This window comes from Novosphingobium sediminicola, assembly GCF_014196525.1.
GTDB classification, from domain to species: domain Bacteria; phylum Pseudomonadota; class Alphaproteobacteria; order Sphingomonadales; family Sphingomonadaceae; genus Novosphingobium; species Novosphingobium sediminicola.
Genome location: NZ_JACIDX010000037.1, coordinates 1 through 12,898, shown reverse-complemented (window position 1 = coordinate 12,898; position 12,898 = coordinate 1). Strand labels below are relative to the sequence as shown.

Genomic DNA, 12,898 nt, shown 5'->3' with positions numbered 1-12,898 from the left:
GGTCATCGGGGATCGAAGGGGCTTTGCGTCGTGCCATAATTGGGGATCTTTCTACCCATTATGCCGCCCCGTACACGGAATTCCTGACACTCCCCTGCCGGACCCTGCAGGTCGCCCCATCTGCCTATCATGAACGCGTGGCGCAGCGACGTAATCCGGCACGTCGTTCGGTACGCGCGCGCAAGGATGACGCGCTCAAGCCGGATATCCTGCGTATCTTTGCCGAGAACTTCAACGTCTACGGCGCGCGCAAGGTATGGCGGCAAATGCAGCGCGAAGGCTTCAAGGTTGCACGTTGCACGGTTGAGCGACTGATGGCCGATTTGGGCTTGCAGGGCGTCATCCGCGGCAAACCGGTCAAAACAACCATCAGCGACAAGGCTGCGCCGTGTCCGCTCGACCAGGTCAACCGACAGTTCCATGCATCCGCGCCTAACCGGCTGTGGGTATCTGATTTTACTTACGTTTCCACTTGGAACGGCTTTGTCTACGTGGCTTTCGTAGTCGATGTTTTTGCCCGCTATATCGTGGGCTGGCGGGTCAGCAGGACTGCCCACGCCAGCTTTGTTCTCGATGCCCTCGAACAGGCAATCCATGATCGGCGACCTGTTCATCGTGGGGGCCTCATCCATCATAGCGACCGTGGATCCCAATATCTTTCAATTAGATACACTGAGCGCTTGGCCGAAGCCGGGATCGAGCCATCCGTGGGAAGCGTAGGCGATTCCTACGATAATGCCTTGGCCGAGACGATCAACGGTCTCTATAAAGCTGAGGTGATCCACCGGTGTGGCCCGTGGAAATCCTTCGAAGCGGTGGAATTCGCCACACTGGAATGGGTTTTCTGGTTCAACAACAAGCGACTGCTTGGCCCGATCGGTAACATCCCCCCGGCAGAGGCCGAAGCCTGCTATTACTCCACGCTGGACGAGCAGCCCTTGGCTGCTTAATTTGATCAAATAGGTCTCCGGCAATCCCGGGGCGCATCAGTCCAGGTTTCGTCGATAAAAACAAGGCGTTCCGGATCGAGGTCTAACTGGCCGTCGAACCACGCCCTGCGCTGTTTCAGGACGTCCGGCCTGTCTTGCTCGATAGCGTGACCCGACTTTTTTGCGCGTGATCCCATGCCGGTCGAAGAACCGCCACAGCGTGCCGATGCCCACATGGATGTTCCGCCCGGCCAGGCCCGAGCGGATTTCGGCAAGGGTGATGTCGCCGTTCTCCTCCAGCATGGCCAGGATGAGGTTGGCGTGGGCATCCGTCTTGGATGAGCGCTGGTCGCCGCCGGGTTTACCGGCCACCGCGCGACCATGCGCGATGGCCATTTGCCGCCAGCGGATCGCCGTTGCCACGCCAACGCCAAAACGCATCGCTGCTGCCCGGCAACTCAGCCCGCCATCGATCGCTGACACCACACGATCACGCAAATCCTGAGATAATGCTCTGCCCATCCGTGCCGGCCTCCATATCCAGCACTCAGGCTGAGTCAGAAAACGCTGCCGCAGAAAACCCCGCTCGATTCAAGCGCTGTGGAAAACGCTCTAAACTGGGGGCTACCAATCGCTGGCGGGCTTCTGATCGCCGCACTGGTGGTATCGCACAGATAGGCTCTTGCCACTTGCGTGATGACCGCCGCAGAAAATAGAACGTTCGCAGTGGCGTCCTTTGGGCGGAAGCCGCCCGGCTCGAAATGGTGGGGAGCGGTCGTTCCGGGTCCATGAACAACCGACAGCTTTCCGGCATGTCGTCAACGGTCAGCTAAGGCAAAAAAGTTAGGGGGAGCGGACAATCCCTTTCACGACACATCTCTTCTTATCCATTTGAGTGGGAAGAGGTAGTCTCCCAACTCCTTGGCCACATCCTTCTTCCCGAGATGCGCCTTGAGGTCATTCTCCAAAATACGAAATGCAGGAGGTGCGTAAAGACCGCCCTTTTCATGTATGACATTCCAGTCAGGGACTTCATTTCGATTGAAGCCAAGCTCATTTCGCGCAGACATCAACCCTTCAAGAAGAGAGCGCATCGTAGGTGATCCGGCAATTTCAAGTTTTGGATCGTCTGAAAATTTTGCATGAAGAAGAATTGACATAAGATGCCACGATTCATCTTCACCTAAGGAAAAAACTATTTTAGAATTTCCCTGTGACGCTTCGATGTCCATGGCCAACCTATAGTAAAAACTTGCCTCATCATATCAGGCCAATTTATGTCCGCAATGGTGTCGTGTTCGGAACGGCGCCCTTCGTCGAAAAATGGGCGGGAACCACCCGTCTCGTTATGGTGGATTCCAGCCGTTCGGGTAGCTAATCGCATTTCGACAACGGAAGTGCGCCTTGACCATGAGGAACTTCGTGGATTCTCCATTTGGTCGCTAGCTTTTGTATTACCATGTCTGCGAATTTTTTAGCAGACACGGCGTCATCCCCACCAAAACCGATTGATATTTGCTGCGTAGGAAGACCCATGTTTCCTGCGCCAAAGCTGAAATCACCTCGATATCCACTGACATTAACGATCTGATCGTTTGTTGGCACGGATTTTTCATGAGAAGCAAGGTTTTGAAGTTCATCTTGTGTCTGGCCACTTCGATCGCCGAACTCCATTCGGTTTTCCTGCGCTATCTGGTTCATGAACATCTTAAATTCGGGAATTTCTTGCGCGTCTTTCAAACAGAATTGCACCTGCCTGAATGGAGCTTTTCCACTTGAACAAGCGGTCAAGCAAGTGGCTGCGCCGACCAAACCTATGAGGCGTTTCGTAAAAGCCATGCTCTTTCAATGCCCCCTCGTGTCCGCTTACCAAAGTACATCATCGGAACTTGAAGGTCCATAAATGGGCGCAACCGGACGATCACACTCCCCGCGCCGACCGGCAGAATTGTCCGCCTACGCCGACCTCTTCGTGCCTCTCGTTGACAGCCGCCAAGCGCGCCTCATAGTCGGCGGTCCTTTTAGGGTATACCCAAAGCGAACCGGCGGTGTTTCGGTCTCCTAAATGCAGCCTCGCAACGCAAAAAAGACCAACACTTAAAAGACCATGCAAAAAGGACCATGGAAAGTCATCTGTGGCAACCCGGCTATCGATCTCTGTGGGTTCACGATAAACTTCCTATCTGCTGGCCTGAACGAACGTATGGCCCGCCCCGTTTGAAAGCAAGACGACTCCATCAATTCTTGGCGTTGCTCAACAGGTGTGTTCTCCCACCGGCTCATCGTCGGCTGACTGGCAAGCCTCAGGCCCGATCCGGTCAGCTTGCCCCGTGCCAGACGGAAGCCCGGATCATTGCGCAGGGCATCGAGGTCATCGGCATCCCCGTAACCGCAGGCGATCGCGAGCACGTGGGCCCGCAGGATATCATCAAGGCGGTGGGTCACCCACACAGGATTACGCGGATCAGCCATACAGGCCGCGAGACGTCTGCAAATTCCCATCGCGCGTTCGGTCTGCCCCAGCAGAAGAGCTCAGCTATCCGAGTCGGTCGACCACCATCAAACGCGGCTGTGATTTTTGCGGTCGATCGCTGGAATCGAAAATCCCAACGCACTATCTCCGCTTTCGGCGGGAGTGGCGTAAGCGAATGCCTCGCTGCGAGATTGGTTTAGACACCCAATTCCCTACTGTAAAACAATCGCCTACGCCACTCCCGCCAGCACCTCAACACCCGCCGGGTGAATATGGCAGGTTAGCTAAGTGATTGCGGGATAGCAGGCCGTTGATGACAGGACGTTGGGCGCAGCAGGCAACAGGCCGATGACCGAATTGTAGGGCAGAGCGATCGAGATCCGGTTCATCCCTGAAACGCCGCCGCAGGTCTGGCCGGTAGCAACAGTGATCGTGGCATTGTCCAGCGATACGCCCCATGCCAAGCCGCGCGAACGCGCATAGTTCTGAATGGCGCTGGTGGAGCCGCAGGTGTCCTGTCCCAGCGTCATACATCGCACGGCATTGGTGTTCACTTCCTGCAACACCTGCCGCGTCCATTCCAGCCTTCCGCCCTCGATCAGCATAAAGATGAAGGCAAGCAACACCGGCGCCGTCAGGGCAAATTCGATGGCCGTGACGGCGCTGGTATCGGCCCTCCATCGATCGGCCATGGCATGTCCCCTCATTGCAGCCGCACCGTGACTGATCGCGCCAGAGTGCTGCCCGCCAGCCAGCGGTCAGGCACGATCATGGGTTGATAGGTGACCTGCGCCTGCACGGTCAGATAAAAGCCCGATGTGGCCCCGCTTGGGCAGGCCATCCCGCAGACGGCAGCAGGTGTATAGATCGGACTCAGCCCCGATACACAGGCGCATGGCCGGTTGGCCAGGCTGGCGGCGCAGGATTGCTGCTCACCGTTGCAGGTGATCTTTGTGCTGGGTGTGCCGTTGGGAACCCATGCGGTGGAGGCGACGTAGCCCGATAGCCGGGTGGTGTCGATCGTATCGGAATTGCGCATGTCATAGGCCAGTATCGCTGCCTGATCGACCGCCGCCCCCATCGAGCTTCCCGCCACCAGATAGGCCGCGAGATCGAGGCAGGGCAGCAGCAGAACGAAAACGAGGATCGACCAAAGGGCAAACTCGATTGTGGCCGTGCCCACAAGATGAGCGCGCAGATCACGCAAAAGGTGACGCAGGCGCAGTATAGGCATCATGAGGCGGCTCCTGACCATCATTTTATCAGTGTGACCGAACTGCTGGTTGAAGAGGCGTTGCTCAGGCTGCTGCACATCGTGGCCGCCGAAGGACCGCTGGACAATGTGACGGTTTTTGCCACGATCATGAAGCAACCGCCCGTGGCGCCTGCGCCGCCGCTCATCTGGAAATCGGAATTGGGCACATAGACCGCCCCGGAAAACACATCCTGCGTTCCCCCGCCAAGTATGGTGGCAGAGGTGGCTTTGGTGACGAAAAGCACATCGGGGATGCCCGAGGCCGAACCGCTGCTGGGCGCGCTCAGATTGACCGAGGTGCCGCCCGCGACATTGAGCGTTCCGGCCATGACGAAGCTGACGTTCGAGCCTGCCATGGTGCCGCCGGTGTTGTTGGTGAAGCCGCCGTTGATCGTGTAGAGACCGGTGCCGAATGTGGAACTGCCGTTGAGGCTGAGGTTGCCGTTGATCAGGTGGTTGGCGGTCTGGCCAAAGGTGATCGTGCTGCCGCCCGAGGTGATGATCGCGCCATTGGCGCTGAACGTGCCATTGCCGAAGGTCAGCACGCTGCCGCCGGACAGGACGATGGCATTGGGCGGGCTGGCGCTGTCACGGCCGATGGCGACATTGCCCGCCCCCACAGCCATCGTGCTCCCGCCGCCGCTGATGGCAATGGCGCCGTTCACATCAAGGTCACCTGCGCCCAGCGTGACCGATGAACCGCCGCCCACCGTAACCGCGCCAAGATAATGCCGTCCGGCGCCCAGCGTCAGCGAAGTGCCGCCCGATAGGCTGATCGGCGCATTGATGGTTACCGGCCCGTCTCCGATGATAAGCCTGCCGCCGCCGCCCACCGTCAGGCTGCCGCTGATCGTGACTGTTGAAGGCCCCTGAATATTGACGGTCAGGCTGCCGGTGTTGAGGTCGCGGAAATTGTAGGTGCCGGGCGGGAATGTCCATGTGCTGCCCGACAGGGTGCCGGTACGGCCTTGAAAGGTCATGACCGAGGGATACCATCCCGGCGCCATGTCCGCGCCGACAGGCACGGAGGGCGCAACGGGCGGAGTATAGGTGCCGATGAGCGCTTGCACGGTCGCGATGCTCGCATTGCCCGCCAGAGGATCGGCGGTATTATTGCTTTTGCGGGTCTGGCTGCCGGTGATGCTGCTGCCTGCGGCGACACTGAGTGAGGACCCGTATATTGTGGGATCGGCGCTGATCGAACTGCCTCCGTCAATACTGACCGAGCCGGATGACAATAGCGATTTGGCAGAAATCGTGGAGCCGCCGGTCACGCTGACCATGCTGTTCGAGGCAATTGCGCATTGCGGAGCGCTCAACCGTGTGCCGCCGGAAAGGGCAACGCCGCTGTCGCTGGATGAAAGGGCGATGATGCAGGCCGGTGTCGAAGAACTGGCCAGCGAGGCAACGGAGACGACCTTTACCGTATAGCTGGCCTGCGTGCGGAGCACCTGGCCAAAAAAGACCGGGACCGTTCGGGTGAGCACCACCTGAACGGCGTCGGAGACCGAAGCGCTGTAATTGGTCAAATGCGTGACGGTGACGTTGGAACTGGCCACACCGTTCATATTGACAACGTTGGTGGCCGTGGCTGTCAGGATGGTGTCGCTCTTGCTCGAAGCATAGGCATTGGCGGCGGCAAGGGCGGCAACATCGGCAATGCCCTGATAGGTGATCTTGGCCTGATAGCCTTGCCCCAATTCCATCGAAAGAGCCGCGATGCCGATGATGACCGGCAATGCGCTGACGCCCAGCACACTTACGCTGGCCCGCATATCATGCGCCAGATGATGGAGCAGGCGCGCGGTTCTACGTAATATCAAGGGGTATATACGAAACGATATTAACGTAATACGCCCTTCCGGGGCAGGGGAACCTTGCAAAAATTTCAGTTCAAAAAACTGAAAAACAAAAAGAATCGCTGCCCTTGCCATGATCCTTTTAGAACACGGAAAGTTTTAACGGAAATTTATAAATCTATTTCACTATCTGGTATATTTATATGGTTAACCTGTTCATATTTTGCGATTACAGGTTTCGATCTTTCTGTCTTTTTGAATGTGCGACGATATTGATTTGTCAACGCTGTGGGGCAGCCAGACCATTTGACGGCGTGGACAGACTTGAACCAATATCTGACGGTGGCGAGATGGACCATGTCGCCTGGCCCCAGCACCGCGTCCCGGCGGCATCGTCAACCTCGACAACCTGCGTGCGGCCTCATCCGCTCCAATCTGCTCCGTCACAATGACAGGCGGACGCTCATCGCGGCGTTGATGCCCTCGCCGATGTTGGTCTGGGTCCAGTATTTGGCGTTCAGCAGATTGTTGACATTGCCGGTAAACGTCACCTTGCGCCCGCCAATGAGCGTGTTGAACTGAAAGCCAAGGTTGGCGGTGGTATAGGCCGGAACATACAGAGTGTTGCTGTCGCTGGTCGGGGCCTTGCCGCTATGGCGGAGGTTGCCATGCAAGCTCAGCCCCGGAATGGCCGCGACATAATATTCGGCACTGCCGGTCAGTTGCCATTTCGCCGCACCGGCAGGAATATTCCCGCGCAGATCCTCGTTGCCAGCCGAAACATTCCTGATGCTCGGACCGAGATGGAGTACACCTGCCCCCAGTTTCAGCCTGTCGCTGAACCGATAGCTGCCAATCGCCTCGACACCTTTGTAAAGCGTCAGTCCATCCTGGGTCAGGTGGCGCGCGCCATTGATGAGGCGATCGATCGTGTTGGCGCGTTCGATGCGGAAACCGGCCAAAGTCAGGCTGAACTGCCTATGCTCATATTTGGCGCCGATCTCATACTGGCGGCTCAGCGTTGCTTTCAGCACCTCTCCGACATTGGCATATTCGCCGCCGACCCGGCTGCCCGGTTCCATCGCCTCGACATAGCTGCCATAGAGGGAGGCATAGGGGGCCGGCTTGTAGATCAGGGCCAAAGTGGGCGTGACCGCAGAGGTGCGATAGCCCGAATCCACCAATGGATTGCCGTCCAGATCGGCCAGCCTGTACCGGGTATGACGCGCGCCGACCATGGCCTGAACATGCTCGCCAAGGTGCAAAGTATCGCTGAGGAACAGCGCGCGCTGCTGTTCTTTGCTGGGCCAGCCACCGGTTCCGAAACGGATGGCGCGCGTCACTCGGAACGGCTGATCCTGATAGATATTGCCGTTGAAATCATTGCCCCAATAATAATCCCTGTCATTATAGCCAAAGGCGCTGTCTGTCTGCTGGAATGAGGCGCCCGTCACGATCTGATGCCGGATCGGGCCGGTCATGACATCGCCCTGTATCATTGCCTGACCGAAATGGTTCTGGTCCAGTTCGGCAAAATTGTAGGCATAGCCGTCATAATCCCCGGCCTGATTGCGCATATAGACGAACATCTTGTTCGAGCGATGATACTTGTTCGTATAGCCATAGGTCAGGCGAGCGGACCAGCCGCGGGCGAAGGTCCAGTCCAGCCCGGTGGCTGCAGCCAGCGTACGCGCCTTGTAATAGCTGTTCGCGACGTTGAGCTTTTCATAGTCATAGGTCGGACGGGGCAAGGAGTTGCCTACATAATTCGCCCAGTAGAACTGGAAAGGTTCATGCTGGAGATTGCTGTCCTCATAGGTCGCGGTGGCATACCATTTGAGGTCGGGGCTGATCGCATATTCAAGCGCCAATGACCCGACCAGCCGGTTGATCCCCGCCTGATTATAGGCATTGCCCTTTTCCCCGCCGATGTTGACACGATAGCCAAGCCTGCCGTCCTGGGAGAGCGGCCCGCCCGCATCGGCGCGGGCATAAAACACGCTACTGGTGCGATAACCGATTTCGGTGGTCAGCATTGCTTCGGCAGTGGGCCGCTTGGTGCGATAGCTGATCACGCCGCCCGGCGCGCCGAAACCATACATAAAGCCGGTCAGGCCCTTTAAGGCTGTGACGCTTTCGATCGGCTCCAACGGGAAATCACCACCCCAGTAAAGCAGCAAGGGCACATCATCGATATAATAGTTGCGTACGCCCAATCCTCGGATCTGGGTGCCCCACCAGTTGGTCGATCCTGAAGGTGCGGACGAAAAGACCGACGGATCATTGGCAAAGATTTGCCCGATGCTGTTCGCCTGACGCCGGGTGATGTCCTCTGCATCGATGACCGAGATCGAATAGGGCGTGTCGAACAGGGTTTTTGCGCCCAGTGCGCCGCTCTGGCTGATCTTGTTCTGGCCCTCGTCAGGCTTGAGGCCGGTCACGATGATGGTGGTATTCGCATCGTTCAGCGCCGCATTGTCCGTCGTATCAGCCTCGGCGGCGGAAACGGCCGGGCATGCCCCTACACCTGACAACATGGTGGCTGGCAAGAACGACAGGACCAATTTGTGCATCATGGAAGAACCCCCTTCATCATGACACGGCCCACTAGAATTTATGCTATTGAGAGTCAATTGCATAAATGGACAAGCCTTCAACCCGCATTCGACTGCAGTGCCTCTTCCTCTTTGACTTACCCCACCGTCACATAGTAACGATATATCATCTTATAAATCACGGAGGCGGTAGAAGAATATGTCAGTTTCTGTTGTCGAGGCTTCGCAGGCGCGCCTTCCTGTGCTGTCCGGCTTTCTGGGTGCGGGCAAGACGACGCTGCTCAACCAACATCCTGGTCAATCGCGAGGGGCGGTGATCGTCAATGATATGTCCGAGGTGAATATCGACGCCGATCTGATGCGAGGCAGCGAAGCGCAGTTGTCGCGCAGTCAGGAGGCCCTGGTCGAAATGACATTGGGTTCTGTTATTTCGATCGAAGGTTGAGATAGCCCGGCATTTGCCCGCACCCGCTAAGCGCATCGCAGGTACCTCAGGCTATCCATTAACGATTTATTACCCTGCGGGTAAGTAGGTACAGGCAGGAAAAATAGGGGTTTTGACGTGCCGACATCGCACCACCAAGAGTCCGGTCAGCCTTTGCAGCGCTCGCCCCGCCAGCGTCGCCTCATGCGCGCGCGCATGGTTTCTGCCGGAGGGACGGCGCGTGACATCACCATCCGTAATCTATCGTTGATGGGTTTGGGGGGCAACTTCAGCAGTATGCCCCCAGAGGTGGGAGAACAAGTAACCGTCTATTTCGCACGTGAGGTTACTGTGACTGGCGTTCTGCGTTGGGTCGAAGACAAGGCTTTCGGGATGCAGTTTGATTGCGAGATCGATACCCAGACCATTGATCAGTTGATTGCGTCTAAAAACGCTGATCTGTCGCCCGCCGTTGAAAATGGTGCTTGGGAAGTCAGCCGATTTTATCGCGCCTATGCGAATGACCTCCCCCAGCCCGACCCGAAACGCTTGCGATTGATCTGATTTTAGCAAGCTGCGAAAAACCCACCCGGCCTTTTCCGCAGCCTGTTAGGCAGTGAGCTTCCGGTGTTGCAAGTGTCAGCGTTCGATGTTGAGCGTGCTGTGCCGCTGAAATTGTCCATCAGTCTGCCCGGGAAAAGTCCGACATCTTGTCGCCTGTGGCCTTCAACATGAACATGGGCAGGACAGGGGCTTTGATAACAGGTAGCCTTGCAGATGGGGGCAGCCGCATTCGGCCAGCGTCCGCATCTGCAAGTCGGTTTCAACGCCCCCAGCCACGATGTTCATGTTCAGGTCACGCCCCAGACCCACAACGGCTTGCACGATGGCCTTAGCGGCGAGCGAACCGGCGATTTCATCGACAAAGGATTTGTCGATCTTGACCTTGTCAAAGGGCAGGTCTGAAAATAGCCCGGCGAGGAATAGCCGCCCCGAAATCATCCATCAGGATCTGGATGCCCATCGACCGGAGCTGGCGAAGCCGCAAAAATGTACTTTTGGCATCCCGAATGACCAGACCTTCCGTTACCTCCAGCTGCAGACGGCCGGCTGCAAGGCCGGTTTCGGCCAGAGCAGACCGCACGATATCAACCAGATTGCCCGGTGCGAACTGCATGGGTGACAGGTTGACCGCCACCCGCACGTCTGAACGCCATCCCGCCGTATCCTGGCAAGCCTGGCGCAGCATGTGCTCGCCTATTGTCTGGATCAGGCCGCATTCCTCGGGCAGACTGATGAACAGGTCGGGGCGAATCGGCCCTTGCGAAGGTTGGTCCCAGCGTGCCAGCGCCTCCACACTGGTAATGCGTCCGGTGGCGATCTCGAAGACCGGCTGGTACATCAAGGTAATCTCGCTTGACTTGATCGCTCTCCGCAGATCGGCCTCCAGCTGCGACGCTCGCGGACAGCCGAATCCATGCTGGTATCGAAGACATAAAGGCTTCCCCTCTTCTCCTTGGCGCTGGTGACCTGGCACGATCAGGCGCGGGGGGCATGCATTGGGCTTTCCGGTGGTCGGGCCGGACGGCAGAGCCGGAAGCTGAAATCCAAGCCGGTGATCTTGCGAAGCGAGGACCGGATAAGGCAGCGCGACGGCGCCACGCAGGAGGCGGCTGAACTGTGTCAGACGTGGTGCATCACCCCTGCAGAACATGCCTTGAACGGGCGCCCTGCGCTCTAGGCGAGGGATCGCGGCTGTCAGGGGCGGAGAGCACGCGGCGGGTGGGCAGGTTGGGCTGTCGAAGGCGCCGAAACGTACTCGCCCCTACGCCTCGCATCGCGTTTTTCATCGAAAAATGTGCATCGCAGCGCGGCCCGGCGGGGCGAAATCCGGCGGAAACTTTACCTTTTTATGTGCATGGTTCCCATGCACTACCTTTGCGGATCTGTGCGCAGCCATCCTTGCGCGCGCACCTCGTCGGCCGAACCGTTGCGGTCCTTGCCCGCTTCTTTTGGGAAGCCCAGGAGCGGCTATGCCACTCCGTTCGACGGTGCCGTCTGCACTACCGTAGGGAGATAATCTGATCTGACAGCGGCTTTTGAGAAACGTCCAGGTCCAGACATGGCTGGATGACCTGGGAAGGGGCTGCAATCCTCTTGCGAGTAAAAAGCAGCCCCCGCGATGACACGATCTGCAATCGGTTGGCGAATGTCAGGAAGGGCTGCTTGAATGCGAGTGCTCGCCCCGATGCTCATGTGCCCATTCCCGCACCTGTTTGCCGTAATTGGGGTCGTCGCGATGCCATGAATTCGAAAATACAGGAGATTTGCTGTTTGACCCGGCATGTGAATTCAAATGAATCGGGGAGGGTCTCCCCTTTTCTGATTCCACCTTGGCATAGGCTGCATTATTTAGGCACAATACGCCCGCCATCGTGAGTACGATGCAGGCAGATTTTAAAAGGTTCACGACCATTCCCCTTAAATTTATGGAATAAAAGTAGAAATATAAAATTAAGGGGGGCTTTTTATGCATGGCAAAGATACTTGGTGTTTCATTTTTAACCATGGTGATGGGCTGTTGCGGTTGAAAGGGTGTCAGCCGCATCAGTCCGCCCTGCCGTGCCCGTCAGGCGGCTCAATTATCTCGGGGAATGCCATAAGACGGGGCGTGCAGGGGGGGCAGGGCTGCAATGCCTCTCCTCCCCGGCCAGCTCAGCCTGAAGACCTCCGGGTGCAGGCATCGCCCCGGCTTCATTGGCTTTCATCGAATGCGGCAGGCTCTACGAAAAGGCAGCCCACCAGCCAAGGTGTCTCTGTCCAGCGGTTGCCGGCGGCGGGGATCGCTTGAATGCAAACGATGGGGTTTGCGCGGGGAAGCAGCAGTCTTTGACGCGGCCGGCGAGACGATCCTCAGCATGCCCTGACTGACGGCGGTTAAGGCGCCGACCGGCCCAAGCATGCCCAATATACCCAATATACAAGCACGGCGCCTCACAAGCGCAGCTGACTGCCTTCCCCGGCAGATGGACGGTCAAAATAAAGGAGGAAAGGCAAGGGGGAATAGGGTGAGGCGAGGGGGATTGAGCCCCTACCTCGGTAATCCCAAGGAGACGGCAGATGACTTCTCTTGCCCCTGTGATCGAGACCACCCCTCAGGCTGTGCCCTGGCGCATCGACGTCAACCGCGGCCAGCGCATTGGCCGTGTATCCTCCGAATGGTTCTTGCGCCCTGACGATGAGAAATTCCTCTCGCTCACTGACCTCTATGCCAGAGTTTGCGCTCGAGCAGACAAAGCTTCCACCCGCATCGTGGAAAGCCGCAGCCTTCGCGTTGAGGCCCGCAGCGACAATGCCGAAAGGCTGACGCTCCTTGCCCCGGGCGATGATCACCCCATTGCTCCGACCAACTGGTCCTTCGGCCAGCTCTCCAGTCTGGTCGGGGCGCCGGCTTCCTATCTGC

The 12,898-nt window shown here is 57.7% G+C and carries 13 protein-coding genes and 2 pseudogenes; 4 read left to right on the top strand and 11 right to left on the bottom strand.

Translation table 11 applies throughout. The annotated features are described in order from the left end of the window. Positions 1-950: IS3 family transposase (locus GGR38_RS23540; RefSeq protein WP_246405249.1), on the top strand; the 950-nt coding region annotated here is incomplete at its 5' end. A 36-nt stretch (positions 951-986) separates the two neighbouring features. On the opposite strand, the gene GGR38_RS23535 is transcribed toward GGR38_RS23540, so the two are convergent. The 8 genes and pseudogenes from GGR38_RS23535 to GGR38_RS23500 all read right to left on the bottom strand — a co-directional run bounded on the left by GGR38_RS23535 (position 987) and on the right by GGR38_RS23500 (position 9,032). Continuing rightward, positions 987-1,451 (bottom strand): helix-turn-helix domain-containing protein, encoded by a 465-nt coding sequence (locus GGR38_RS23535; protein ID WP_183629412.1) that lies wholly within the window; start codon positions 1,449-1,451, stop codon positions 987-989. Between the two features lie 344 nt (positions 1,452-1,795). Further along, positions 1,796-2,161, bottom strand: a complete 366-nt coding sequence (locus GGR38_RS23530; RefSeq protein WP_183629410.1) for a hypothetical protein — start codon at positions 2,159-2,161, stop codon at positions 1,796-1,798. 142 nt (positions 2,162-2,303) lie between these two features. Continuing rightward, positions 2,304-2,768: a hypothetical protein gene (locus GGR38_RS23525; protein WP_183629408.1), complete on the bottom strand. Its 465-nt coding sequence runs from the start codon at positions 2,766-2,768 to the stop codon at positions 2,304-2,306. A gap of 420 nt (positions 2,769-3,188) precedes the next feature. Beyond that, positions 3,189-3,611 (bottom strand): annotated as a pseudogene (locus GGR38_RS23520) (transposase); the annotation flags it as partial. 75 nt (positions 3,612-3,686) lie between these two features. Beyond that, on the bottom strand, positions 3,687-4,094 hold the full coding sequence (locus tag GGR38_RS23515) for a TadE/TadG family type IV pilus assembly protein (protein WP_183629406.1): 408 nt from the start codon (positions 4,092-4,094) through the stop codon (positions 3,687-3,689). Positions 4,095-4,105: 11 nt separating this feature from the next. After that, positions 4,106-4,639 carry a TadE family protein gene (locus GGR38_RS23510; RefSeq protein ID WP_183629405.1) on the bottom strand — a complete coding sequence of 178 codons (534 nt, stop codon included), beginning with the start codon at positions 4,637-4,639 and terminating at the stop codon, positions 4,106-4,108. 17 nt (positions 4,640-4,656) lie between these two features. After that, complete coding sequence (locus GGR38_RS23505) at positions 4,657-6,432, bottom strand: hypothetical protein (protein ID WP_183629404.1); 1,776 nt, start codon at positions 6,430-6,432, stop codon at positions 4,657-4,659. Positions 6,433-6,899: 467 nt separating this feature from the next. Then, a complete protein-coding gene (locus tag GGR38_RS23500; RefSeq protein ID WP_183629403.1) occupies positions 6,900-9,032 on the bottom strand; it encodes a TonB-dependent siderophore receptor in 2,133 nt (710 codons plus the stop codon). A gap of 178 nt (positions 9,033-9,210) precedes the next feature. Here GGR38_RS23500 and GGR38_RS23495 point away from each other — a divergent pair, with 178 nt between their 5' ends. Together GGR38_RS23495 and GGR38_RS23490 are read left to right on the top strand one after the other, a co-directional pair. After that, positions 9,211-9,456: a GTP-binding protein gene (locus GGR38_RS23495; RefSeq protein ID WP_183629402.1), complete on the top strand. Its 246-nt coding sequence runs from the start codon at positions 9,211-9,213 to the stop codon at positions 9,454-9,456. Between the two features lie 117 nt (positions 9,457-9,573). Further along, a complete protein-coding gene (locus GGR38_RS23490; RefSeq protein ID WP_343059213.1) occupies positions 9,574-9,999 on the top strand; it encodes a PilZ domain-containing protein in 426 nt (141 codons plus the stop codon). 162 nt (positions 10,000-10,161) lie between these two features. Here the strand turns inward: GGR38_RS23490 and GGR38_RS24505 are convergent, their stop codons facing one another. The 3 genes from GGR38_RS24505 to GGR38_RS23475 form a co-directional block, all read right to left on the bottom strand. After that, positions 10,162-10,437 carry an EAL domain-containing protein gene (locus GGR38_RS24505; RefSeq protein WP_183629399.1) on the bottom strand — a complete coding sequence of 92 codons (276 nt, stop codon included), beginning with the start codon at positions 10,435-10,437 and terminating at the stop codon, positions 10,162-10,164. Next, on the bottom strand, positions 10,385-10,837 hold the full coding sequence (locus GGR38_RS23480; protein WP_246405247.1) for an EAL domain-containing protein: 453 nt from the start codon (positions 10,835-10,837) through the stop codon (positions 10,385-10,387). The genes GGR38_RS24505 and GGR38_RS23480 overlap by 53 nt, the downstream gene beginning before the upstream one ends. Before the next feature lie 810 nt (positions 10,838-11,647). Beyond that, a complete protein-coding gene (locus GGR38_RS23475; RefSeq protein ID WP_183629395.1) occupies positions 11,648-12,043 on the bottom strand; it encodes a hypothetical protein in 396 nt (131 codons plus the stop codon). Between the two features lie 512 nt (positions 12,044-12,555). Between GGR38_RS23475 and GGR38_RS23470 the strand changes: the two are divergent. Then, positions 12,556-12,898, top strand: a pseudogene (locus GGR38_RS23470) (DUF932 domain-containing protein); the annotation flags it as partial.

What these genes read in the sequence shown, in the direction of transcription:
- GGR38_RS23515 (WP_183629406.1), bottom strand. Translation starts at nt 4,094, where the DNA reads ATGGCCGATCGATGGAGGGCCGATACCAGCGCCGTCACGGCCATCGAA.
- GGR38_RS23510 (WP_183629405.1), bottom strand. Translation starts at nt 4,639, where the DNA reads ATGATGCCTATACTGCGCCTGCGTCACCTTTTGCGTGATCTGCGCGCT.
- GGR38_RS23495 (WP_183629402.1), top strand. Translation starts at nt 9,211, where the DNA reads ATGTCAGTTTCTGTTGTCGAGGCTTCGCAGGCGCGCCTTCCTGTGCTG.
- GGR38_RS23535 (WP_183629412.1), bottom strand. Translation starts at nt 1,451, where the DNA reads ATGGGCAGAGCATTATCTCAGGATTTGCGTGATCGTGTGGTGTCAGCG.
- GGR38_RS23505 (WP_183629404.1), bottom strand. Translation starts at nt 6,432, where the DNA reads ATGCGGGCCAGCGTAAGTGTGCTGGGCGTCAGCGCATTGCCGGTCATC.
- GGR38_RS23500 (WP_183629403.1), bottom strand. Translation starts at nt 9,032, where the DNA reads ATGATGCACAAATTGGTCCTGTCGTTCTTGCCAGCCACCATGTTGTCA.
- GGR38_RS23525 (WP_183629408.1), bottom strand. Translation starts at nt 2,768, where the DNA reads ATGGCTTTTACGAAACGCCTCATAGGTTTGGTCGGCGCAGCCACTTGC.
- GGR38_RS23480 (WP_246405247.1), bottom strand. Translation starts at nt 10,837, where the DNA reads ATGTACCAGCCGGTCTTCGAGATCGCCACCGGACGCATTACCAGTGTG.
- GGR38_RS24505 (WP_183629399.1), bottom strand. Translation starts at nt 10,437, where the DNA reads ATGATTTCGGGGCGGCTATTCCTCGCCGGGCTATTTTCAGACCTGCCC.
- GGR38_RS23475 (WP_183629395.1), bottom strand. Translation starts at nt 12,043, where the DNA reads ATGCGGCTGACACCCTTTCAACCGCAACAGCCCATCACCATGGTTAAA.
- GGR38_RS23530 (WP_183629410.1), bottom strand. Translation starts at nt 2,161, where the DNA reads ATGGACATCGAAGCGTCACAGGGAAATTCTAAAATAGTTTTTTCCTTA.